Source organism: Micromonospora aurantiaca ATCC 27029, from assembly GCF_000145235.1.
Lineage (GTDB): Bacteria > Actinomycetota > Actinomycetes > Mycobacteriales > Micromonosporaceae > Micromonospora > Micromonospora aurantiaca.
In genome coordinates this window covers 4347658-4370870 of the sequence record NC_014391.1, presented here as the reverse complement: position 1 = coordinate 4370870, position 23213 = coordinate 4347658, and the positions used below count along the sequence as shown (strand labels likewise).

General features: G+C 73.9%; 14 protein-coding genes. 10 read left to right on the top strand and 4 right to left on the bottom strand.

What is annotated here, in order from left to right; translation table 11 throughout:
• Window positions 1-99: 99 nt before the first annotated feature.
• The 4 genes from MICAU_RS19275 to MICAU_RS19260 are packed head-to-tail and all read left to right on the top strand — an operon-like array spanning window position 100 to window position 4953.
• Window positions 100-1659, top strand: a complete 1560-nt coding sequence (locus tag MICAU_RS19275; protein ID WP_013287023.1) for an ABC transporter substrate-binding protein — start codon at window positions 100-102, stop codon at window positions 1657-1659.
• Window positions 1656-2612: an ABC transporter permease gene (locus tag MICAU_RS19270; RefSeq protein WP_013287022.1), complete on the top strand. Its 957-nt coding sequence runs from the start codon at window positions 1656-1658 to the stop codon at window positions 2610-2612. Before MICAU_RS19275 ends, MICAU_RS19270 begins: the two co-directional genes overlap by 4 nt.
• The gene (locus MICAU_RS19265) at window positions 2609-3400 is read left to right on the top strand and encodes an ABC transporter permease (RefSeq protein WP_013287021.1); all 792 of its coding nucleotides are present in this window, start codon (window positions 2609-2611) and stop codon (window positions 3398-3400) included. The genes MICAU_RS19270 and MICAU_RS19265 overlap by 4 nt, the downstream gene beginning before the upstream one ends.
• Entirely contained in the window at window positions 3397-4953 is a 1557-nt protein-coding gene (locus MICAU_RS19260) for an ABC transporter ATP-binding protein (RefSeq protein ID WP_013287020.1), read from the top strand. Before MICAU_RS19265 ends, MICAU_RS19260 begins: the two co-directional genes overlap by 4 nt.
• A gap of 64 nt (window positions 4954-5017) precedes the next feature.
• Here MICAU_RS19260 and MICAU_RS19255 read toward each other — a convergent pair whose 3' ends face one another.
• Together MICAU_RS19255 and MICAU_RS19250 are read right to left on the bottom strand one after the other, a co-directional pair.
• Window positions 5018-5428 (bottom strand): DUF3224 domain-containing protein, encoded by a 411-nt coding sequence (locus tag MICAU_RS19255; protein ID WP_013287019.1) that lies wholly within the window; start codon window positions 5426-5428, stop codon window positions 5018-5020.
• Window positions 5429-5456: 28 nt separating this feature from the next.
• Entirely contained in the window at window positions 5457-5822 is a 366-nt protein-coding gene (locus MICAU_RS19250) for a VOC family protein (protein WP_013287018.1), read from the bottom strand.
• A 289-nt stretch (window positions 5823-6111) separates the two neighbouring features.
• On the opposite strand from MICAU_RS19250, the gene MICAU_RS19245 reads away from it, so the two are divergent.
• The 6 genes from MICAU_RS19245 to MICAU_RS19220 all read left to right on the top strand — a co-directional run bounded on the left by MICAU_RS19245 (window position 6112) and on the right by MICAU_RS19220 (window position 20687).
• On the top strand, window positions 6112-6849 hold the full coding sequence (locus tag MICAU_RS19245; RefSeq protein ID WP_013287017.1) for a class I SAM-dependent DNA methyltransferase: 738 nt from the start codon (window positions 6112-6114) through the stop codon (window positions 6847-6849).
• Window positions 6850-6861: 12 nt separating this feature from the next.
• Window positions 6862-8796: a KedN5 family methylcobalamin-dependent radical SAM C-methyltransferase gene (locus MICAU_RS19240; RefSeq protein WP_013287016.1), complete on the top strand. Its 1935-nt coding sequence runs from the start codon at window positions 6862-6864 to the stop codon at window positions 8794-8796.
• A 64-nt stretch (window positions 8797-8860) separates the two neighbouring features.
• On the top strand, window positions 8861-11959 hold the full coding sequence (locus MICAU_RS19235; RefSeq protein WP_244879626.1) for an ATP-binding protein: 3099 nt from the start codon (window positions 8861-8863) through the stop codon (window positions 11957-11959).
• 132 nt (window positions 11960-12091) lie between these two features.
• Complete coding sequence (mhpA, locus tag MICAU_RS19230) at window positions 12092-13816, top strand: bifunctional 3-(3-hydroxy-phenyl)propionate/3-hydroxycinnamic acid hydroxylase MhpA (RefSeq protein ID WP_240638068.1); 1725 nt, start codon at window positions 12092-12094, stop codon at window positions 13814-13816.
• A gap of 415 nt (window positions 13817-14231) precedes the next feature.
• The gene (locus tag MICAU_RS19225) at window positions 14232-18488 is read left to right on the top strand and encodes an FG-GAP repeat domain-containing protein (RefSeq protein WP_013287013.1); all 4257 of its coding nucleotides are present in this window, start codon (window positions 14232-14234) and stop codon (window positions 18486-18488) included.
• Window positions 18489-18653: 165 nt separating this feature from the next.
• Window positions 18654-20687, top strand: a complete 2034-nt coding sequence (locus tag MICAU_RS19220) for a hypothetical protein (protein ID WP_013287012.1) — start codon at window positions 18654-18656, stop codon at window positions 20685-20687.
• 127 nt (window positions 20688-20814) lie between these two features.
• Here MICAU_RS19220 and MICAU_RS19215 read toward each other — a convergent pair whose 3' ends face one another.
• Window positions 20815-21969, bottom strand: coding sequence for a pyridoxal-dependent decarboxylase, exosortase A system-associated (locus MICAU_RS19215; protein WP_013287011.1), 1155 nt, complete (start codon window positions 21967-21969; stop codon window positions 20815-20817).
• Window positions 21969-23210 (bottom strand): ATP-grasp domain-containing protein, encoded by a 1242-nt coding sequence (locus tag MICAU_RS19210; protein WP_013287010.1) that lies wholly within the window; start codon window positions 23208-23210, stop codon window positions 21969-21971. The genes MICAU_RS19215 and MICAU_RS19210 overlap by 1 nt, the downstream gene beginning before the upstream one ends.
• Between the last annotated feature and the right edge of the window lie 3 nt (window positions 23211-23213).

The following is a 23213-nucleotide window of genomic DNA, read 5'->3' as shown; positions in this document are numbered from 1 at the left end:
CGCCCTATTGAGCAGACACCCGTGCCGGTGATCGGCGACCGTCAGATCCGCAGACGTCTTGCGATCCGACCTCACCGGCACGACCTTTGTGGAGGAACCATGTCGCCCACCCCTTACGACTCGCCCTTCAATCGCCGCGCGCTGCTCCGGATGGGGCTCGTCGCGGGCGCCGCAGTGGCCGGCGTGCCGCTGCTGTCGGCCTGCGGCGACGACGACGAGCAGCCGTCGCCGGCGGCGGCCGGCGGGGGGTCGCTGGCGGTGCTGAAGGTGGGCGCGCCGAACGCGGTCACCGACGCCGAAGCCGGCAACCCGCTGCTGACCAGCATCGGCGCGACCCTCATCGTCATGCGGCACGTGTACGACTCGCTGATGGTGCTCGACAACGGCGAGTACAAGTACCAGCTCGCCGAGTCGGTGCAGCCGAACGCCGACGGCAGCGTGTGGACGATCAACCTGCGCTCCGGGGTGACGTTCCACGACGGCAAGCCGGTCACCGCGGCCGACGTGGTGCACAGCATCCGTACGCTCGGCGCCAAGCCCAGCAACCGGGCCTCCGTCTACGCCAACGTCGACCTCGCCAAGGTGACAGCCGTCAACGACCGCACCGTCACCGTCCCGCTGCTGACCCCCCGCGGTGACTTCAAGGAAGCCGTCCTCGTCGTCTTCTCGCCGGTCTTCCCGGCCGGCATGACCGAGTTCAGCAAGCCGATCGGCTCGGGCCCGTACCGGCTGGCCGAGCGCAACGGCACCACGACCCGGCTGGTCGCCAACGAGCAGTACTGGGGTGGCAAGCCGAGCGTCGCCGAACTCCAGATCGTCGGCATCCTCGACGCCGGCGCCCGGCTGTCGGCGCTGAAGGCGGGACAGGTCGACTACGCCGTCAGCATCAGCTCCACCGGCGCGAAGACCGAGGCGGCGAGCAGCGAGCTCACCGTCGTACGCGGTGGTCCGGCGAACGCCAACGCGCTGTCGTTCGCGATGAACCAGAAGCTCGCGCCGTTCGACGACGTCCGGGTCCGCCAGGCGGTCCGGCTCGCCGTGGACCGGCAGGCGCTCGTCGACAACGCGCTGCTCGGGCTCGGCTCGACGGCCGACGACGTGGTCGGCAAGAGCCTGCCCGGCTACGCCGACCTGCCGGCGCGCGCCCGTGACCTGGAGCAGGCGAAGCGGCTGTTCGCCGAGGCCGGGATCACGAAGCTGACGCTGCGGACCGGCGAGATCGTCCCCGGCATGCTCAACGCCAGCCGGCTGATGGCCCAGCAGCTCAAGGAGGCGGGCGTCGAGCTGACCCTCCAGGAGATCTCGCCCGACGCCTACTACGCCGACCTCATGACGCTGGCCACGCACCCGTTCCAGGCGTTCTACTACGTCAACCGGCCAGCCGCCGTGCACCTGTCGGCGGTGACCCACGGCAAGGCGCCGTTCAACGTCACCGGCACGTCGGCGGCCTACCAGGCGCGGCTGGCCAAGGCCCAGGCGACTGTCGACGACAGCGCCCGCGCCGAGGCGTTCAAGGCGTTGCAGGAGGAGTTCTACAAGGAGGGCGGCGACCTGCTGTGGGGCTTCCAGGAGCAGTTGGACGCCGCCCGTAAGGGGATCAGCGGGGTCCGCACGATGCAGTCGGTCCAGCTGTTCGACCGGGCGACCGGGCCGGCGTGACCGCGCTCGGGTTCCTGGCCCGACGGCTGCTGGCGACGGTGGCCACGCTGTTCGCGGTGGCGGTGGTGCTCTTCGCCGGCTCGGAGGTGCTCCCGGGTGACGCCGCGTCGGCGTCACTCGGGCCCGACGCCACCATCGAGGAGGTCGCGCAGCGCCGGGCCGAACTCGGCGTCGACCGGCCCTGGCCGGTGCGGTTCGTCGAGTGGGGGACCGCGGCGCTGCGCCTCGACCTGGGCACCAGCACCTCGATGCACCGGCCGGTGGTGGACGTCGTGGCCGAGCCGCTGGCCGCCACCGGCCTCCTGGTCGGGCTCACCGCGGCGGTGACGGTGCCGCTGGCGATGGGACTGGGGCTGCTCACCGGGCTGCGGCCGGGCGGCCGGGTGGACCGGGCGGTGTCGGCCGTCGCGGTGGTGGCGGTGTCGATCCCGCAGTTCGTCACCGCCGGCCTGCTCGTGCTGGTGTTCGCCGACCTGTGGCCGCTGCTGCCGGCGATCTCGCTGCCGCCGCTGGGCGGCGGACCGCTGGACCGGCCGGAGATCCTGGTGCTGCCGGTGGTCGCGCTGACGCTGTTCGGCGCGGCGTGGGCGAGCCGGATCGTGCGGGCGACTGTCATCGACGCGGACGCGATGCCCCACGTCGAGGCGGCCCGGCTGGCCGGGCTGCCCGAGCGGGTGGTCGTGGCGCGGCACCTGCTGCCCGCGGCGGCGCCGCCGTGCGCGCAGACGTTCGCGTGGCTGCTGTCCGGGCTGTTCGGCGGCACCACGGTGGTCGAGGTGGTGTTCAACTACCCGGGCCTGTCGCAGACGCTCGTGGCGGCGGTCCGCAACCACGACACCGCCGTCCTGGAGGGGGTCGGGCTGCTCCTCGCCGCGATCATCCTCGTCTCGTTCATCGTGGCCGACCTGCTCGTCCTCGCGGTCGACCCCCGGCTGCGGGTGGCCGCCCGATGAGGGCCGCGCGGTGGCTGCTCGCCGGGACGGCCGTGGCCGTGGTGCTGTTGGTGCTGGGCGTGGCGCTGTTCGGCCCGTTGTTCGCCGGCGAGCCGGAGCGGATCGTCGGGTTGCCCTACAGCGCCCCGACGGCCGGCAGCCCGCTGGGCACCGACAGCGCCGGACGGGACGTGCTGGACCGGGTGCTGGCCGGTGGCCGGCCGCTGGTGGCCGTGCCGGTGGTGGCGACGATCCTGGCCACCGTGCTCGGCCTGGTGCTGGGCCTGGTCGGCGGCTACTTCGCCGGGATCACCGACGCCGTGGTGTCCCGGCTGGACTACCTGCTGCTGGGCCTGCCGCCGGTGCTGATCCTGCTGGTGCTGCTGCACGGCTGGGGGTACAGCGCCACCACGATGATCATCGTGGTGGTGCTGACCGGCACGCCGTTCGTCTCCCGGGTCACCAGGGCCGAGACGCTCCGCGCGGTCGAGGACGGGTACGTGGTGGCCGCCTACGCCGGCGGTGACTCGCACCTGTCGGTGATCGTCCGGGAGATCCTGCCGAACATCGTCCGGCCGGTGCTCGCCGACTTCGGCACCCGCCTCGCCATCGCGGTCACGCTGACGGCGGCGGCGGCGTTCCTCGGCTTCGGCTCCAGCGGCCCGAACTGGGGGGCCATGATCAGCCAGAACGTCGAGGGCATCCAGCTCACCCCGTGGGGCGTCGCGGTGCCGGCGATCCTGCTCGGTGTGCTCACCGTCGCCGCGAACCTCGGCATCGACCGGATCGTCGGGCGGGTGCTGCGATGATCGAGATCAGTGGGCTGCGGGTCGAGGACACCGCCGGCCGGGCCGTCCTGGAGAACCTGTCGTTGCGCGTCGCCGAGGGTGAGCGGGTCGCCGTCGTGGGCGAGTCCGGGGCGGGCAAGACGACACTGGCGATGGCCCTCGTCGGCGCGGTACGGCGCGGACTGCGGGTGGCCGGGGGCACGGTCGTGGTCGACGGGCACGGCGTGCTGACGGCCTCCGGCGCCGAGGTACGCCGGGTCCGGCGGCGGGTGCTGGCGTACCTTCCGCAGGACCCGCCGTCGGCGCTGAGCCCGACGCTGCGGGTCCGGGCGCAGATCCGGGAACTGGCCGCGGACCGGTCCGACGCGGCCGTGAGCCGAGGGCTGGTCGAGGTGGGCCTGCCGGGCGACCGGGCCTTCCTGCGCCGGTACCCGCACCAGCTCTCGGGCGGCCAGCAGCAACGCCTGGCGCTGGCCCGGCTGCTGGCCGGCGACCCGCGCGGCCTGGTGCTGGACGAGCCGACGACGGGCCTGGACGGGCTGGTGCGCAAGCAGGTGCTCGACCAGCTGGACCGGCTCTCCGCCGACCGCGGGCTGGCGGTCGTGTTCGTCACCCACGACCTCGCCGCGGCCGCCCGGATGACCGATCGCCTGATCGTGCTGCGGGGCGGCGTCGTGGTCGAGGAGGGGCCGACAGCGCAGGTGCTCGCCCGCCCGGCCGCCGCGTACACCCGGGACCTGCTCGCCGCGGTGCCGGACCTGCCGGCCGAGATGCGCCGCCGCGCCGCCACGCCGGTGCGGGGCGCGGAGGTCCTGACCGTGTCCGGGCTGACCGTGCCGCGCGGGGGGCGGGTCGTCCTGGACGACGTGTCCCTGCGGTTGCGCGCCGGCGAGGCGCTGGCCCTGCTCGGCACGTCGGGCTGCGGCAAGACGACGCTCGCCCGGGCCGTCGTCGGGACGCTGCGCCCCAGCTCGGGCCGGGTGACGCTGTCGGGCGAGGTCCTGGAGCCGACGCTCGGGCGCCGGCCGGTGCACCAGCGACGCCGCATGCAGCTCATCCCGCAGGACTCCGGCGGGTCGCTGAACCCGCGGCGGCCGGTGGGCGCGGCGATCGGCCGGGTGGTCCGCCTGGCCGGTGGGATGACGGCCGAGGCGGTGGCGGCGGAGACCCGCCGGCTGATGGGGCTCGTCGGCCTGCCGGGGGAGCTGGCGTCGCGGCTGCCGCGGGAGCTGTCCGGCGGGCAGCGGCAACGCGTCGCGATCGCCCGCGCGCTCGCCGCCGGGGCCGACGTGCTCGTCTGCGACGAGATCACGTCGAACCTCGACGCCCAGGTGGCGGCCTCGGTCCTGGCCCTGCTCGACTCGCTGCGGCGGACCCTGGGCCTGGCGGTGCTCATCGTGACGCACGACCTCGGTGTGATCGCCCGCAACGCGGACCGGGTCGCCGTGCTCAGCGGCGGGCGGATCGTCGAGGAGGGCACCGTCGAGCAGGTGTTCGGCAACCCGCGCCACGAGGCGAGCAGGATGCTGCTGGACGCCGCGCGGCCCGTCACGGCGGTGGCGGACGTGCCGTGACAGCCCGAGGCGGAGGGCCGCTACCGGGAAGCCGGTAGCGGCCCTCCGCCTCGATCTCAGCGCGTCAGACGAGCTCGTCGAGGAGTTCGTAGTTCAGCGTGAAGGTGTGGCTGCCGTCCTCCAGCTTGCGCATGGTGGCGGTGCCCTGGATGCCGGCGAGCCCCTCGGTGCCGGTCCCCGGCACGATGTGCCACTCGGCGCCGCCCTCCTCGTCGCTCATCAACCCGACGGCCTGGTGCTGGAGCATGAAACTGCCCTTGGAACCGCCGATCGACACCTCGATCACTTCGTGACCGACGTATCCGGCGCCGCCCTTGCCATAGGCGAACAGGAACTGCGCGCGGCTGGTGCCCTCGAGTTCACCGGAATACGTCTTGGTGACCGAGGCCCGCGAGAATTTCATGCCGTCGGGGGTCTCCTGCCACTCGTCTTCGTCCCAGGAGTCGAGCGTAAATGAAGCAGTCGCGGTGCTCACCTTGTCTCATTCCTTCCGTGGTTCTCTTTCAGTCCCAGACCGAGGCGCAGAACGGGTGACCGGCCGGGTCGAGGAAGACCCGCCACTTCGCGTCGCCGGGCTGGTCGGCGGGCTTCGTCGCACCCAGGCGCAGCAGCTCGGTCTCGGCCGTCTCGATGTCGTCGACGGCCAGGTCGAGGTGCAGTTGCTGGGGAACCGTCTGCCCGGGCCACTCCGGACGCCGGTAGTTCTCCACCCGCTGCAACGCCACGGCGACGCCGTCACCGTTGCTGAGGAACGCGCCGGACTCCGACTCGTGCACCGGCTCGAGGCCGGCCGCTTCCCGGTAGAAGGCCACCAGCGGGGCGATTTCGGAACAATCCAGTGTTACCGCCGCCAAGCGACCGACAGCCATTCATGTCTCCTGGAGATTTGTCGTCCGATCGAAAGCGTGGCCCGAGCCTAGCAATCCGCCGTCGTCCACGCCACGGTCGCCGGGTGTGTCGCGACCGGCCTGCTCATTAGACGGTTGCGAATGGACAGCAGGCCCCGAAGGTTCGGCAGCATACCGGCTGAACCGTCGGCGGCGCCACCGATACACCAATCGAGTTGCCCTCACTTCGTGCTCACAACAGCGCAGCGTCAGGCGCACTCGTCCGCCACGATTCGCCGGTACCCCAATCACCGGCGTGGAGGAGAACACGGTGGAAGGCTTCGAGATCTTCACCTACGGGGACGCCGTCGCCGACGTCTTCGACGGGACGGGATGGGCCGGCGACCCGGGTGACACCGAGGAGACGATCGAGTGGCTCGCCGAGAACGCCGGCGGCGGGCCTGTGCTCGAACTCGGCGTCGGCACCGGCCGGGTCGCCGTCCCGCTGGCCCGCAGGGGCATCGAGGTGCACGGCATCGACGCGTCGGAGGGGATGCTGACGCAGCTGCGCGACAAACCCGGCGGCGAACTGGTGCACGTGCACGTGCAGGACTTCACCGACTTCACGCTGCCGTACAAGTTCTCGCTGGCGTACGCGGTCTTCGACACGCTGCCGTTCATCACCGACCAGGAGGAGCAGATCCGCTGCTTCCAGAAGGTCGCCGACGTCCTGGAGCCGGGCGGGCGGTTCGTGATCCAGACGTCGATCCCCGACCCGGCGCGGTACGACCGCAACCAGCGCACCCAGACCGTACGGGTGGAGAAGGACCACGTCGTGATGACGTTCACCCGGCGCGAGCGGATCTCCCAGTGCTCGTCGATCCAGTTCGCGGTTCTGCGGCCCGACGGCATCCGGTTCTTCCCGATGCGCATCCGCACCGTCATGCCGTCGGAGATGGACCTGATGGCCCGCCTCGGCGGGCTCACCATGGAGTCGCGCTGGGGTCACTGGGACGGACGACCACTGCGCGACTCCGACGAGCGGCACATCACCGTCTACCGCAAGTAGAGCGGCGGATCGGTGGAGCACAGCCAGACGAGCGCCGGCGGTGCGGGCCGGCGCCTTCGGGTGGTCCTGGTGCAGCAGGGCGTCTGGGACATGCCGCTGGAGTCGCTGCCGCTCGCCTCGGCGTACCTCAAGGCGATGGTGTCCGGCGACGCCGAGCTGAACGACCAGGTGTCGGTGGAGATCTGCAACTTCCGGGGGCGGGTGACGCACGGGGAGATGGCCGCCCGGCTGTTCGCCGGCCCGCTGCCCGACGTGATCGGGTTCTCCGTCTTCGGCTGGAGCCAGCGCGCGTTCGGGGCACTCGCCGCCACCTACAAGCAGCTCAACCCGCAGGGGTGGGTCATCTTCGGCGGCACCCACGTCAGCGCGCAGGCCGACCGCGTGTTCCGGCTCTACCCGGAGATCGACGTGGTGGTCAACGGCGAGGGCGAGCTGACCTTCCTCGACCTGCTCCGCGCCCGGCTGGCCGGCGTGGCCCCCGACGCCCTCGGCGACGTGCAGGGCATCTCCTGGCACCGCGCCGACGGCAGCGTGGTCACCAACCCGGACCGGCCCCGGATCGAGGATCTCGACATCATCCCGTCGCCGTTCCTCACCGGAGCCGTCGATCTGCTCGACGCCGACGGCCGGTTCCGCTACGACGTCGCGCTGTTCGAGACCAACCGCGGCTGCCCGTACAAGTGCTCGTTCTGCTACTGGGGCGGCGCGGTCGGCCAGCGGGTACGCGCGTTCTCCCGGGAACGGCTGCGCGCCGAGCTGGAACTGTTCGCCCGGTGCGGCGTGCACACAGTGGTCGCCTGCGACGCCAACTTCGGCATGCTGCCGATCGACCTGGAACTCGTCGACGACCTCATCGACATCAAGCGGCGGCACGGCTTCCCGCTGGCCTTCGAGAGCTCGTGGGCCAAGAACAAGTCGAAGGTGTTCTACGAGATCGTGCGGCGGATGAAGGAGGCGGGGCTGCGCAGCTCCTTCACCCTGGCCCTCCAGTCACTCAACCCGGACGCCCTGACCCTGATGCGCCGGCGGAACATGAAGGTCAACGACTGGCGTGACCTGGTGCGGTGGCTCAACCGGGAAGGGCTGGACTGCTATGCCGAGCTGATCTGGGGCGCGCCGGGCGACACCGTCGAGTCGTTCCTGGCCGGGTACGACGAACTCGCCCAGCACGTGTCCCGGATCGCCGTCTACCCGATCATGCTGTTGCCGAACACCGAGTACGCGGAGAACAAGGAGCTGTACGGCATCGTCGCGCTGCGCGGCGACAACGACGACTTCGAGTACGTGCTCGCCCACCGCACCATGACCTTCGCGGACAACGCGGTGATGCAGCGATTCCTGTTCTGGGCCCGGGTGATGGCCGAGAACGCGGTCCTGCGTCACTGCTGGCTGCCGCTGCGGCGGCTCGCCGGGTGGGAGCAGTCCCGGGTCCTCAACAGCCTCGCCGACTGGGCGGACACCACCACGGCGCGGGAGGCGATCCCGTTGCGGGAGGCCGCGATGCGGGGTCACGGCGGCGGCGCGCCGGCGTACGCGGCCGCCATCGGCTACCTCTTCACCGAGGCGGACGGGCGGCGGGCGCTGGAGCTGTGGTGGCAGGAGGTGGTCTCGCGGCAGCTCGCGGCCGACGTCCGCCCGTTCCTCGACGAGGTGTACCGCTACGACCTGCTGACCCAGCCGGTCTGCGAGCCGGACGGACTCGCCGTCGTCGAGATCGGTGGCGTCGAGTACTTCCACCGCCCGGACGTGACCCTGGCCTACGACGTGCCGGGCGTCCTCGCCCGGATGCGAGCCGACGAGCCGGTCTCGCTGGAGCCGGAACCGATCCGCGTCGACATCTACTACCGCACCGGCGCCATGACCGCTGTGATGTCGACGAACCACGAGGAGATCCTGCACTTCATGGGGGAGGTGCGCAGAGCAGGCACCCCGCTCACAGTCCCCTGACCGATCGCCGGTGTCCGGAGTGGACCGGCGCTGCCATACTCGGCCCGATGGGGTCGTCGTCGAGGTGACTGTGCAGTTCCGGGTGCTGGGTCCGCCGGAGGTCGTCCGGCACGGGCGGGTGGTGCCCCTCGGCGGGCCGAAGCAGCAGGCGCTGCTGGCTCTGTTCCTGCTGCGGCCGAACCGGTTCGTCGCCGCCGACTGGCTGGTCGACGCGCTCTGGGACGCACGACCGCCGGCCAGCGCCCGGACGACGCTGCGCACGTACGTCGCCGGGCTGCGCCGGGCCGTGGAACCCCAACGGTCCCACCGCGAGCCGGCGCGCGTCCTGCGCAGCCACCCCGGGGGGTACGAGCTGCGGGTCGACGCCGACGCGGTGGACGCGATCCGGTTCGCCGGCCTGGTGGACCGGGCTGCGGACGCGCTCGCGGCCGGGCAGGCGGCGGCCGCCGAGCGGACGTACACCGAGGCGCTGGCGTTGTGGCGCGGCGAGCCGCTGGCGGGCGTGGCCGACCTGACCGCGGTGCGTCCGGAGGCGGCCCGGCTGGCCGAGCTGCGGCTGAGCGCCGAGGAGGGGCGGCTGACAGCCGCCGTCGCCGCGGGCCGGCACGCGACGCTGCTGCCGGAACTGCGCCGGTTCGTCTCGGCGCACCCGCTGCGCGAGGGCGCCCGGGCGCAGCTGATGCTGGCCCTGTACCGCTCGGGGCGGCAGACCGAGGCGCTCGCCGTCTTCGACGAGGGGCGCCGGATCCTGGCCGGCGAGTACGGGCTCGACCCCGGTGAGCAGATCCGCGCGGTGCACCGGCTGATCCTGGAGCAGGCCGTACCGCCTGATCGGAGCAGTCCCGCGGACACCGGCGGCCCGGCGACCGCCGGGGCGGTGCCGGAGCGGGACGGCGGACCGCTCGTGGGCCGGGACGCGGAACTGGAGCGGCTGCGGGACACGCTGGACGCGGCCACCGGGCAGAGCGGGCGGGTGCTGACGCTGGTGGGGGAGGCCGGCATCGGCAAGACCAGCCTCGCCGCGGCACTCGGCGCCCGCGCCGCCGCGACCGGCGTCCCGGTGGTCTGGGGCCGCTGTCCGGACGTCGGGCAGGCGCCGCCGTTCTGGCTGTGGAGCCAGGTGGTACGCGCGCTGGTGGCGATGCCGCAGACCGGCGCCACCGGCTCGGCGGGCCGGCTGGGCGGGTTCGCCGCCGGCGCGCCGACCGGGCCGGCGGACGGTCGCGGTCTGGACCCCACGGCGCGGTTCCAGGTGTACGAGGCGGTGGCCGAACTGGTGCACGCGGCGGCCCGGGAACGTGGCCTGCTCGTGGTCCTGGACGACCTGCACGCCGCCGACCCGGACTCGCTGCTGTTGCTGCGGTTCCTCGCCGCCGCCCTGCCCGCGTCCCGGGCGCTGGTGGTCGCCACGCTCCGGCCGTACGACGACGACCCGGCCCTGGTGGCGACCGTCGCCGAGTTGGCGCGCGGGAGCGGCTTCGGTCAGGTCCGGCTCGCCGGGCTGGACGCCTCGGCGGTCGCCGACCTGGTCCGGGACCGGACCGGCGAGGCGCCACCGGAGCCGGTGGTGACCCGGCTGGTCACCCGGACCGGCGGGAACCCGTTCTTCCTCACCGAACTGCTGCGGTCCCGGACCGGCCCGGGCGCCGGCGCGGAGCTGCCGCCGAGCATCCGGGACACCGTGCGGCTGCGGCTCGCCGGACTGCCCGGCCCCACCCGGCGGTGCCTCGACCTGCTCGGCGTGGCCGGACACGACCTGGACCTGGCGGTGCTGGCGGCGGCACTGGACAGCACCCCCGAGGCGGTCGCCGATGACCTCGCCCCGGCCTACCCGGCCGCGCTGGTGGTCGAGACCGGGCCGGGCGCGCTCGCGTTCCGCCATCCGCTGATCGCCGAGGTCACCTACGCCGAGCTGGTCCCGCCGCGCCGGGCCGCGCTGCACGCCCGGCTGGCCGCCGCGTACGAGCAGTCGGCCGGCACCTCCCCGGCGGAGCTGGCCCACCACTACGGCGAGGCGGTCGGGCTGGGCCACGGCGAGGACCACCTGCGGTGGTCGCTGCGCGCCGCCGACGACGCCACCCGCCGGGTCGCCTACGAGGACGCGCTCGGTCACCTGGAACGCGCCGCGCTCCGGCTGGCCCCGGCCGCGCGGGTCACGCCCGACGCGGCGGTCACCGAGCTGACCGTCCAGTTGCACCGCGCGGCCCTGCTCCAGATGACTGTGGGCGTCGGCAGCGACGCGGTGGACCGGGTCTGCGCCCGGGCCCGCGAACTGCTGACGCTCGTGGGGCCGGACGCCGACATCCGCCACGCGCTCTGGGCGCTCGGCGAACTCGCCGCCAACCGGGCCGAGTTCGCGATCTGCGCCGACCTCGCCGGGCGGCTCGTCCGGGCACCCGAGGACGGCAGCGGGCTGACCGCCGTCGCAGGTGAGTACCTGCTGGGCGCGGTCGCCTACTTCACCGGCCGGCAGGCCGAGAGCGAGCGGCGGCTCACCGCCGGGATCGAGCGGCTGGGTACCGTCGACCGGGTGCTGCTGCGCCGCGAGGTGGGCCGGCGTCCGGTGCTGGCCTGTCACAACTTCCGGGCGCTCGTGCGCTCGATGCGCGGCGACCCGGCCGGCGCGTGGGCGGACATCGCCGCCGCCGAGGCCCTCGCCGAGGAACTCGACGATCCGTACGGCCGGGCCAACGCGGCGCTCTACGCCGCCTGGCTGGCGATGCAGGAACACGACGTCGCCGCGGCCGACGCGGCGGGGCGACGGTGCCGGGACGTCGGCCGCGCCACCGGCCTGCCGCACATGACCGCGACCGGCGCGTACTTCCTGGAGTGGGCCGCCGCGCGCGGCGGCGACCACGGCCGGCTCGACGCGATGCGCGCCGCCGCCGAGGAGTTCTACCGTCCCGGACTGCGGTCCACCCGGACCATCACGCTCTGCGCGATGGCCGAGGCGTACCTGACCGGCGGCCGTCCGGACACCGCGGCGACACTGGCCGAGGAGGCGCTGGCAGTGGCGGACCGGGTGGGCGAGCGCGTCTTCGTCGCGGAGTTGCACCGGATCCGCGGCGCGGCCCGGCGCGACCGCGCGGAGTGGGACCTCGGCGCGCGGATCGCCGCCGAACAGGGCGCCGGGCTGCTGCTGCCCCGGTTCGCCGTCTTCTGACCGGCGTGGAATCCCGCCTCCACGCCGCCTCCACACACTTTCCACAGCCGTTCCACGCCCGGCTGGTGCCCTGGTCGGTGTCGGGTAGGACGGCCGGAGCCGTCCGGGACCATGTTCCGAAGGGGCACCACCATGGGATCAGCTCAGCCGCCGGCTCACCAGGAGGTCCAGGAGGTCGAGGTCGCCGTCGTCGGCTGCGGGCCGGTGGGTGCGCTCACCGCCAACCTGCTCGGCGCCCGCGGGGTCACCACGCTGGTCGTGGAGCGCAGCGCCACGCCGCACGGTCAGCCGCGGGCCTTCTCCTGTGACGACGAGGCGCTGCGCATCTACCAGCAGGCCGGGCTGCTCGACGAGGTACGCGACGAGACGATCGCGCCGCCGCTGGTCGAGTACGTCAACGGCGCGGGCCGGGTCTTCGCCCGGATGAAGCTGTCCGAGACGGACTTCGGGTACGGGCACGCGCCGCTGCGCTTCTTCGACCAGCCGCGACTGGAACGGACGCTGCGCGCCGGGCTGGACCGCTTCCCGCACGTCCGGCTCGCGCTCGGCACCGAGTTGGTCGGCCTGACCCAGGACGAGGACGGCGTGACGGTGCTCCTGTCCGACGTGGTCACCGGGCAGCGGCGGGCGGTCCGCGCCCGGTACGTGCTCGGCTGCGACGGCGCCCGCAGCGCCACCCGCGCCGCCGTCCGGATCCCGCTGTCCGGGGCGAGCTACGCCGAGCCGTGGCTCGCGGTCTCCGGCGACGTGCCGCCCGACGCCGTGCGGGTGGCCGACACCACGTTCGTGTGCGACTGGCGGCGCCCGGCGTTCGTCTCTCCCGGCGCGGCCGGCAGCTACCGGATGGAGTTCATGCTGCGACCGGGCGAGACCGAGGACGAGGTGCAGCGGCCGGAGACCGTCGCCGCGCTCGTCTCGCCGTACGTCGACCCGGACCGGTTCGCCGTCACCCGGGCGGTCGTCTACACCTTCCACCACCTCGTCGCGCAGCGGTGGCGGGAGGGACGGGTGTTCCTGCTCGGCGACGCGGCCCACCAGATGCCCCCGTTCATGGGCCAGGGCCTGTGCAGCGGCCTGCGCGACGCGGCGAACCTGTCGTGGAAGCTGTCGCTGGTGCTGTCCGGCGCCGCCGATCCCGCGGTGCTCGACACGTACGAGACCGAGCGGCGTCCGCACACGGTGGAGATGGCACAGACGAGCGTCCGGCTGGGACGCGTCTTCCTGGCCCGCAACCGGATCTCCGCCTGGCTGCGTGACACCGCGCTGCGGGCGGTCCAGACGGTTCCCCGGGTACGGCGGTTCGTGGAGCGCTTCGAGTTCAAGCCGGTGCCGGCGTACCGGCGGGGCCTGATGACCGGCGGGCGGCGGGACGGCGTGGTCGGGACCATGTTCCCCCAGCCGCGGGTCCTCATCCCGGGTGCGCCCGGCGAGCGCCTGCTCGACGAGGCGCTCGGCGACGGCTTCGTCGTGCTGGGTCGCGCCGGTGTGGACGACCCGCCCGGCGCGTGGTGGCAGGGGTTGCCGGTGCGGTTCGTCGCGGTCCACCCGTCCGGCACGCCGCTCGCCGGCCTGCCGGACCCGCTCGCCGGCCTGCCGGAGTCGTCCGCGGACGGCCGTCCGGACCGGATCGACGTCGTGGACGCCGACGGGGTGCTCGGCGGGTGGCTGCGGCGGCACGGCGCCGACCTGGTGGTGCTGCGGCCGGACCGGTTCGTGTTCGCGCTGGCGACGGCCGATGGGATCGAGCAGGCCGCACGGGACCTGTCGGCCGCCCTCGGTGCGCCGCCGGACGGCGGCCGGAACCGGGCGGCCGGCCCGGGACTCGCGACGGCGCCGGCAGTGCCCTCGTCGTCGTGACCGCCCTCGTCGGCAGCCGGGCCGATCTCCCACGCCCGCCGTCGCGGCGTGCCGACGTGCGGCCCCGGCCGTGGCGGTCCGCCGGCGGCGGTGCCGAGCCGGCTCGGCGTCCACCGCCGCGCGCAATCGTCTTCCCGACTCGGCCGCCCGATGTGGCCGGACGGGCAGGGGGTTGTCTTGCGCGCGGGCAGAAAGATCCGGCACGCCGTTGCGCCGCCCTGGACCGCCGACCCTGTAGCCGGACGTCCCCCGGGGACGAGACTCGTACCGGACCGGCGGTGCCCCGCGTGCGGCACCCGGCCCGGGCCGGCTGTCTCCCGGTCGACCCGATCGAGACTTCCCACTCTCCTACGACGATCGTGCGCCGCCGTCCGGCCTCGCGCCGGACGGTCGTGCGCGCGGAAAGGTGGCAGTGATGCGTTCACGAAGATCAGGCCGGTGGACCGGCGCGGTGGCGGCCGCTCTGGCGGTGGTCCTGCTGGGGCCCGGGGCGACAGTGCCGGGCGCCGCGGCACCGGTCCGGGTCGCCGGCCCGCCGGGAGCGGGCCTCGTCGCCGGCTGCGAGACGTTCGGGTTCACGGCCATGCCGGCGGTCGCCGGTGTGGCCGCTCCCCGTGACGTCGAGGCGGTCGACACCAACCAGAACGGCTTCGACGACCTGCTCGTCGCCTCGGCGAGCGGTGACGGCGACGTGCACCAGCTCATCGCCGTCGGTAACGGGACGTTCCGCACGTCGGTGGGGCCCGGCGCCCCGCCGGAGGTCTATCCGGCGCCGGGCACGCCGCGCGCCGTCACCGTCGGCTACTTCAACCGGGACGCCAAACCGGACTACGCCGTCGCGACCACCGACGGGGTGGGTGTCTGGTTCGGCGCCGCCGGTGGAGACCCGGGCTTCGGGCCGGGAGGGCGCGTGCTGGCCGGCCGCAGCGTGGCGGACGTCGCGGTGGCCGACTTCGACCGTGATCTGCTGCCCGACCTGGCGGCCCTCGACCCGGAGGACCGGACCGACCGGGACGACGACCGGGTGCGGGTGTTCCGCAACCTCAACGGCGGCAGCTTCGACCAGAGGTTCCTCCTCGGTGACCAGCCGACGTACGTCCAGCCGGACTTCCTCGCCGCCGGCGACCTGACCGGCAACGGCGTGCCCGATCTCCTGGTCAGCAGCCGCACACAGGGCACGGTGTCGCTGATCCGCGACGGCGCTAACAGCCCCGCGCCCCGGGTGGAAGGGATCGGCGAGGCGTGGAAGCCCGCGATCGCCGACTTCGACCTCGACGGGCGGCTCGACGCGGCCGTCGCGATCCCCGGCGAGGACCGCATCCGGTTGTGGAGCGACTACCGCGACCCACCGTCCGGCGGCTTCCCGTCGGCGCCCCGGGAGTTGCCGTCGCTGGACCTGGGGCCGCTGACCCCGGGGCGGGAGGGTCCGCACGACGTGGACGTCGCCGACGTCAACCGGGACGGCCGTCCGGACCTGGTGGTGGTCGGCTACGCCAGCCGGGCGGTCTACGTCTTCCCGGGCCGTGGCGACGGCACGTTCGGCACCCCGGCCGTCCTCGCGGCGGGCAGCCAGCCGGTGCAGGCGGCCGTGGGGCGGTTCGACAACAACCAGTCCCTCGACGTGGCCGTCCTGGACGAGGTCGACAACACCCTGCGCGTCTACCTGAACACCTGCACCGCGCCCGGACCGAACCTGACCGCCGGCGGGCTGGAGGTCACCCAGGTCATCCAGGACCTGGGCAACTCCGTCGACCTGGTCGCCGACCGCCGCACCGTCGTCCGGGCGTACGTCGGCACCGACGCGCAGACGCCCGCGGTGACCGCGGCCCTGCACGGGTTCCGGGCCGACGGCACGTCGCTCGGCCCGCCGCTCGCCCCGGCGAACCCGGGCCGCCTGCTGGTGCCCGACCGGACGGTGCGACGCGGACAACTGGGCGGCGGGTTCCTGTTCGAGCTGCCCACCCAGTGGACGAGCGAGGGCCAGGTCAGGCTGCGGGTCGAGATCAACCCGGACCGCCGGGTCACCGAGCCCGACCACCTGGACAACGTGACCGAGCGCACGGTGCGCTTCCAGGCGTCCCAACCGGTTCGCGTCAAGCTGATCCGGTTCGGCTACCAGCGCGACGGACAGACAGTGCTGCCTCCCGAGTCCGACCTGGACCGGGCCGAGTCGCTGCTGCGGCGCACGCTGCCGACGAGCCGGCTGGAGGTCACCCGCGCCGACTACCGCGACGACCACCCGTTCTTCTGGATCGGTGACGACAGCTTCTTCCTCGACGCGCAGGACGCGCGTTCGGTGCTCGACCGCTACCGGCAGGCGACGGCAGGGACGCGGGAGCCCGGCGTCTACCACCTGGTCATGGTGAACCGGGACCGGATGGGCGGCATCGCCGAGAACATCCCCGGATGGGTGGCGGTCGGCGGAGCGCACAACCCCACGACCATCCTGCACGAGCTGGGGCACCTGCTCGGCGCCGGGCACGTGGAGTGCACGGACAATCCCGGCGACGAGACCGGGCCCCGGTCCTACCCGTACCCGCGCGGCACCATCGGCGGGCCGGACCCGGCGAATCCCGGCTTCGCCGGCTACGACATCGGTGACGCCTCGGTCGGCGCTCCGCGCCGGATCGTCTGGGCGCCGGACACCAGCCCGCCGGTCGCCGACCTGATGAGCTACTGCCGCAACACCTGGGTCTCCGACGACCTGTGGCGGCTGTGGCGCAACCGCGTCCAGAACCCGCCCGCCCAGCAGGGCGCGACGGGTGACCTGCTGGCGCTGTCCGGCGCCGTCGGCGACGGCACCGCCACCCTCACCGGGCAGCGCCTGACCCGCACCACCCAGCGCCCGGCCACCACGCCCGGCCCGTACGCGCTGCGGCTGCTCGACGCCGCCGGGGCGACGCTCGCCGAGCACCCGTTCACCCCGGCGGCCACCGAGCACGCCGCGACACGTCCCTTCCACGAGGTCGTCGACTTCGCCCCCGGCACCCGCCGGGTGACGCTCGTGGACACCCGCGCCGGGCGGGACCTCGCCACCCTCCCGGTGTCGGCGAACCCGCCCGTCGTGGCGCTGGCGGGCGAGGCGCCGCCCGCGTCGGTGCCGGCCACCGGGCCGGTCACTGTGGGCTGGAGCGCCGGCGACGCCGACGGCGGTCCGGTCACCGCGAGCGTCCTGTACAGCCCGGACGGCGCCGACGACTGGCGGGTGCTGGCCACCGGGCTCACCGGGACGTCGTACACGCTGGACGCCGCGCAGCTCGCGGGCACCGGCGGCGCGGCCACCGGCCGGCTGCGGGTACGGGTCACCGACGGTGTGCACACCGCCGACGCGACGAGCGGTCCGCTCACTGTCGCCGGCAAGAACCCGGCGGTACGGATCACCGCTCCGATGGGCGGCACGTTCTTCGCCACCGGGCAGACGGTCACGCTCGCCGCGTCCGTCACCGACCCGGAACAGGGCGACCTGGACGGGTCGGCGGTGCGCTGGACCTCCGACCGTGACGGTGACCTCGGCACCGGCGCCACCCGTACGCCGGGGCAGCTCAGCGAGGGACGGCACGTCCTCACGGTCACCGCCACCGACGCCGACGGCCTGCGGGCCACCGCGCGTACCGAGGTGACTGTGGGCCGGGTCCTGCCGGCCGGTGGCCCGCCCACAGCCGACGCCGGGCCGGACCGGACCGCCGTCGAGGGCGACACCGTCACCCTCGACGCGACCCGGACCACCGACCCGGACGGCGATCCGGTGACCCTGTCCTGGACGGTGCTCGCCCAGCCGGAGGGTGGCGGCCTCGGCGGCGGCCTGCGGCTGGAGGGTCCGGCCCGCACGCCGTCGTTCCGCGCCGACCGGGCCGGCACGTACCGGCTGGAACTGACCGCCACCGACGCCCGCCACGGCACCGCCACCGACACGGTGACAGTCACCGTGGCGAACCGGCCGATCGAGGTGAGCCCGATCGCACTGGACGAGGAGTTGCGGGTGGCCGGTCCGGTCACCGTGCGGGCCACGTTCACCGACCCGGGCGTGCCGGACACCCACCGCTGCGCGGTCGACTGGGACGGCGGGGGTCCGGCCCCGGCCACGCCCGGTGCGGTCAGCGAGGACCGCAACGAGGGCGGTTGCGTCGCCACCGGCGATCTCCGGCCCGGCGTGCACGTCGCGCGCCTCACGGTGACCGGCGACGACGGCGGAACCGGGCAGCAGACGGTACGGATCGTGGTCTACGACCCGTCGGACGTGACGGTGGCCGGCGCCGGCGCGATCGTCTCACCGGCGGGCGCGCTCAGCGCCGACGTGGCCGCCACCGGGCCGGGGGAGTTCGCCTTCGTCGCGGGCCTGGTGAAGGGTTCACCCACGCCGTTCGGCGCGACCACCTTCCGGCTGCCGGGACGCGAGTTCACGTTCGCCGGTACGACACACGAGCGTCTGACCGTCGCCGGATCGGTGGGCCGGTACCAGGGTGAGGGCACGGTGAACGGCCGGCCGGGGTACGCGTACCAGCTCACTGTCGCCGACTCCCCGGACGGACGTGACGTGGACCGGTTCCGGATCAGGATCTGGGAGAGCGACGGAGGGCGCGTCGTCTACGACAGCGGCCGGGGCGCACCGGACGATCTCGACCCGGCGCACCTGCAACCGCTGAACCAGGGCCGCGTCGTGGTCGTCGGCTAGCCCGGCGCCCCTCCCGCCGTCCGCCGCCGGGAAGAGGCGGACGGCGGGAGGCCGCGCCCGTCACACCACGTAGTGCTTCGCGACCCTGTCGATGTGCGGGCCCTTGCCGAGATCCGGTCACGGGCGTAGGAAGAACACCACCGTCCGCTGTCGAAGGAGACACGCGTGCCCACCCCCAGACGGCTCCGTCTCGCCGTGTCCGCGTTGGTGACCGCATCGGCCGTGCTGCTCGGTTCCGGCGCCGCCGCGGCGCCGTCCGCGCCTCCCGCACCGGCCGGGCAGCGGTCCTGCGACCCGATCGACCCGGCGGCCTGCCTGCTGCCGTTCCCCAACGACTACTTCACCGTCCCGGACCGCAGCACCCCGACCGGCAAGCGGGTCCGGTTCGCGGCCTCCGCGATGCCCGCCAACGTGCTCGGCGTGCCGATCGACCCGGCGGAGTGGAACCGGCAGGACGGGTTCAGCCCCGGATCGCCGATCCTGGCGCGCGTACCCGGCCTCGACGCCGAGCGGACGCGGATCGCGCCGGTCACCGACGTGGGCCGCTCGCTGGCGCCGGACGCGCCGATCGTGCTGCTCGACGCCCGCACCGGCAGGCGCACGCCCTACTGGGCGGAACTGGACGCGCACGCCGCCGGCAACCCGGACCGGCAGGCGCTGATCATCCGGCCGGCGGTCGCGCTGACCGAGGGCACGAGGTACGTCGTCGGCCTGCGCGGCATGCGCGACGGCGACGGCGCGCTGATCCCGGCGCCGAAGGCGTTCCGCGCGTACGTGACCGGCGCCGGCCTGGACCGGCGTGACCCGCGCGCGCCGCAGATGAGGCGGATCCTCGCCGACCTGAGCCGGGCCGGTGTCAAGCGGCACAGCCTGTACCTGGCCTGGGACTTCACGGTGGCCAGCCGGCAGGGCCTCACCGGGCGGATGCTCGCGGTCCGGGACGGCGCGTTCGCCGCGCTCGGCCGCCGCGCGCCCTCGTTCACAGTCAACCAGGTCACCGACTACACGCCGGAGCAGGATCCGCTGATCGCCCGGCAGGTGACCGGCACCGTCGCCGTACCGTCCTACCTGACCGGTGACGGCGGACCGGGCTCCCGGCTGCACTACGGGCCGCCCGGCGGCGACGGCACCTCGCCGGCGCCGGACGCGCTGCCCACACCGTCCGGCACGACGGTGGCGGCCGACTTCGTCTGCAACATCCCGCGCAGCGCGTCCGCCGCGAAGCCGGCCCACCTCTCGCTCTACGGCCACGGCCTGCTCGGCCGGCCGACCGAGGTCAACGCCGGCAACGTCAAGACCATGTCGCAGACGTACGACTTCACCTTCTGCGCCACGAGCTGGATCGGCATGGCCGCCGCCGACGTCCCGTACGTGGCGGGCGCCTTCACCGACCTCAGCGCCTTCCCCGCGGTGGCCGACCGGCTCCAGCAGAGCTTCCTGAACTTCCTCTTCCTGGGCCGGACGATGATCCACCGCAGCGGGTTCGCCGCCCACCCGGCGTTCCGCGACGCCGCCGGGCGACCGCTGATCGACGTGGCCGGCGGGCTGCACTACGACGGCAACAGCCAGGGCGGCATCAACGGCGGCGCGCTCACCGCCGTCGCCCAGGACTGGACCCGCTCGGTGCTCGGCGTGCCCGCGATGAACTACTCCACGCTGCTGCAACGCAGCGTCGACTTCGCCCCGTTCCAGTCCGTGATGGACGGCTACTACCCGGACCGCATCGACCAGCAGCTCATCTTCGGTCTGCTCCAGATGCTGTGGGACCGGTCCGAGGCCAACGGGTACGCCCAGCACATGACCGGCCGGCCGCTGCCGCGTACCCCGGCGCACCGGGTGCTGATGCACGTGGCCTTCGCCGACCAGCAGGTCTCGACCGCCGCGGCGGAGGTCCAGGCCCGCACCATCGGCGCCCGCCTGCACGCCCCGGCGCTGGCCGACGGCTGGTCACCGGACGTGCGGCCGTTCTGGGGCATCGCGCCGATCCGCAGGTACCCGTACGCCGGCTCGGCCATGGTGGTCTGGAACAGCGGCGCCGCGTACGCGCCGCCGCCGACCAACCTGGCCCCCGCCGGACCGGAGTACGGCGAGGACTCGCACGAGTTCCCGCGCGCTCAGCCCGGCGCGCAGCGGCAGAAGGCGGTGTTCCTGCTCACCGGCAAGGTGATCGACGTCTGCGCGGGCGGACCCTGCCCGTGAGCTGCGTCCGGCCGGTCTGAACACGCCTACCCACAGGCCGACCTCCCGCGGCAGCCGGCACACCAATGTCCTAGGACGCTCTGGCGGGTGTGCCGGCCGTCGCGGTGCAGCGCAGCGCCGTGCCCACTCAGAGCAGCACCTCGACCGGCGCCGGATGGCCGAGGAAGTGCACCGGGCTGGCGGTCGGCCCGTACGCCCCGGACTGGTGCACCACCACCAGGTCGCCGACCTCGCACCGGGGCAGCTCCACCCGCCGGCCGAGCGTGTCCAGCGGCGTGCAGAGCGGTCCGACCACTGTGACCGTCTCCCGCTCGTCGGCCGGCTTCGCGGTCACAGCGGACACCGGGTAGTTGCGGCGTACCACCTGGCCGAAGTTGCCGGAGGCGGCGAGGTGGTGGTGCATGCCGCCGTCGACCACCAGGAACGTCTCGCCGCGCGAGTGCTTGCGCTCGACCACCCGGCTGACGAAGACACCCGCCTCGCCGACCAGGTACCGCCCCAGCTCCAGCACGACAGCGGTGTCCGGGTGGCGGCGGCGCCACCGCTCCACCTCCACGGCCAGGTGCCGGCCGTACGCGGCCAGGTCCAGCGCCTCGTCACGGGGGAAGTACGGGATGCCGAGCCCGCCGCCGATGTTGACGTGCGCGAGGTCCAGCCGGTGCTCGCGTACCAGCCGGTCGGCCAGCTCGAACGTCTGGCTGACCCCCGTGGTCAGCGCGTCCAGGCGCAGGTTCTGCGACCCGGCGAAGATGTGCAGCCCGCACAGTCCGCGCCGGCCCGGCCCGCGCAGCACCTCGCCGACCGCCTCGGCGTCGATGCCGAACTGGGTCGCGCCGCCGCCCATCGTCATCCCGGAACCGGAGAGCTGGAAGTCCGGGTTGACCCGCAGCGCGAACCGGACGGACCGCCCGACCGCCGTCTCGATCCGGCGCAGCCGGGCCAGCTCGTCGCCGGACTCGACGTTGACCACCACGCCGGCGGCGATCGCGGCGGCCAGCTCCGGGTCGCGCTTGCCCGGCCCGGCGAAACTGATCTGCTCCCGGTCGACGGCGGTGCCGAGCGCGGTCAGCAGCTCACCGTGGCTGGCCACGTCGAGTCCGTCGACGAGCGGCGCGAGGCGCTGCACCAGGGCCGGCATCGGGTTGGCCTTGATCGCGTAGTGCAGCAGCACACCGTCGGGCAGGGCCGCCCGCAGCTCGGCGACCCGGTGGCGGACGGCGGCGAAGTCGTACAGGTAGAAGGGCGTGCGGCCGGCGATGTCGGCGGCGAGGTTCAGGTCCATCAGGGCTCCACGCGGTAGAGGGTGAGGTCACGCAGCAGGTCCATGTCGTGGCCGAAGGCGACCCGGTCGGCGCCGTAGACCATGAACACGGCGGAGGGCGGCTCGACGATGTGCGCGCTGGCGCGCGCGACGGTCTCGCCGACCGACACGTGCACCTGCACGGTGTGCTCGCTGCGCAGCGCGGGCAGGTCGACGGCGCTGACCCGGCCGGCGTGACGAGGGGTGATCACCCAGGCCCCCAGCTCGCCGGTCGGCCGGGCCCGCACGTCGTACGGCTCGCCGGCCCGCAGCAGGTAGTGCGCGAGGTCGATGTCGACGCCGTGGGTGCGCAGGTAGACGGCGCGCATCTCGCCGCCGGGCGGCCGGGCCGCGACCTCCAGGAAGACCAGCTCGCCGTCGGGCGTGCCGAACACCTCCATGTGTACGCCGCCGTCCGGTGGCCGCAGCGCGGCGAGCGCCCGGTGGCCGAACCCGGACACCCGCACGGCCGTCGGGTCGTCGGCGGGCAGCGTCCACACGCCGAGCGACCGTCCGGCGGCGAACTCCATGCAGGGGTTGAGGTTGGCGCACACGTTGCTCCACACCACCCGGCCGTCCTGCACCAGCGCGTCGAAGTTGTAGAGCGTGCCGGAGACGAACTCGTCCACCTCGTAGCTGTTGCGGTCCTTCGGCGAGGACGCCCAGCTCGCCCAGGCGCGCAACGCCGCCGGCCCGTCCAGCCGCCGCACGTCCATGCTGGCGTACCTGTCGACCGGCTTGACCACCATCGGGAAGCCGATCTCCGCGGCGATCCGCTCGCAGTAGCCGCGCGGGTCGGCGGCGTGCCGGTCGCGGTCGAAGCGCAGGTGCCGCGGCAGCCGCAGCCCGCTGCCGGCGAGCGCGGCCTTGCTGGCCATCTTGTCCACGAACGGCAGCAGGCGCGCGGCCGGCCAGCCGGCCGTGCCGAGGTGCTCGGCGAGTCGCGCGCAGATCAGCTCGCAGGACTCGTCGTTGGTGAGGAACCGGAGTTGCTCCGGCCGGGGGCGGGGCAGCTCCCGGTCCAGCAACGCCACCAGGTCGGTCGTCTCCATGTCGTCGGGCACGACGATCCGGGCGTACGCGGCGCGCTGCTCGTCGGTGAGCCGGCGCGCGTAGTGCGGGCTGGAGACCAGCCAGAGTTCCGCGTCCGCGAGCCGGCCCAGGTCGGCCAGGCCGGATCGGATCACGTTGTCGTTGATGAGGATGACGTACAGCTTCTTCACGCG

Coding starts and splice junctions, on each gene's coding strand:
- MICAU_RS19275 (WP_013287023.1), top strand. CDS start 100: ATGTCGCCCACCCCTTACGACTCGCCCTTCAATCGCCGCGCGCTGCTC.
- MICAU_RS19265 (WP_013287021.1), top strand. CDS start 2,609: ATGAGGGCCGCGCGGTGGCTGCTCGCCGGGACGGCCGTGGCCGTGGTG.
- MICAU_RS19260 (WP_013287020.1), top strand. CDS start 3,397: ATGATCGAGATCAGTGGGCTGCGGGTCGAGGACACCGCCGGCCGGGCC.
- MICAU_RS19250 (WP_013287018.1), bottom strand. CDS start 5,822: ATGGCTGTCGGTCGCTTGGCGGCGGTAACACTGGATTGTTCCGAAATC.
- mhpA (WP_240638068.1), top strand. CDS start 12,092: ATGGGATCAGCTCAGCCGCCGGCTCACCAGGAGGTCCAGGAGGTCGAG.
- MICAU_RS19225 (WP_013287013.1), top strand. CDS start 14,232: ATGCGTTCACGAAGATCAGGCCGGTGGACCGGCGCGGTGGCGGCCGCT.
- MICAU_RS19215 (WP_013287011.1), bottom strand. CDS start 21,969: ATGGACCTGAACCTCGCCGCCGACATCGCCGGCCGCACGCCCTTCTAC.